Below are 413 nucleotides of genomic sequence, written 5' to 3' on the forward strand. Positions count from 1 at the left end.
CTAGTAGTCTGTCAAAAATTAATTGACGGATAAAGGCGCTTCAGTTTAATCCGGGCATCGTCGGTAGTAAATTGCCAATCTACGGTAGAGGAGAGTTCATTTCTGCGTTTTTCCCAGGCAGCAATTTCCTGTTTCAAAACCTCTTTTTCAGCCATGCGTCGGTCAAGGCATTGTCGGTTTAAAACACTCAACTCAATTTCAGCCATGTTCAACCAACTTCCATGCTTGGGTGTATAATAAAATTCGATTTTGTCGAGTATTCGTCTGGCTTCATTTGGTAGAAATGCCTTGTAAAGAGAGGCTCTAACGTGAGTGTTTAAGTTATCCTGAGCAAGTTGAATTTTTTTAGCGTGGGGATAGCATTCATCAACCAAATATTTGATCTGTTGAGCGTAGTCAATTTGGGTACGTTG

General features: G+C 40.7%; 1 protein-coding gene. It reads right to left on the reverse strand.

The features are described 5' to 3' along the window. Nucleotides 1–11 precede the first annotated feature (11 nt). Nucleotides 12–413, reverse strand: a 402-nt coding sequence (locus ACM0OS_RS29050; protein ID WP_414546631.1) for a transposase, incomplete at its 5' end; no start/stop codon positions are given.

It is taken from the genome of Nostoc sp. CCY0012, from assembly GCF_963920855.1.
In the GTDB taxonomy this organism is placed as follows: Bacteria; Cyanobacteriota; Cyanobacteriia; order Cyanobacteriales; family Nostocaceae; genus Cyanocohniella.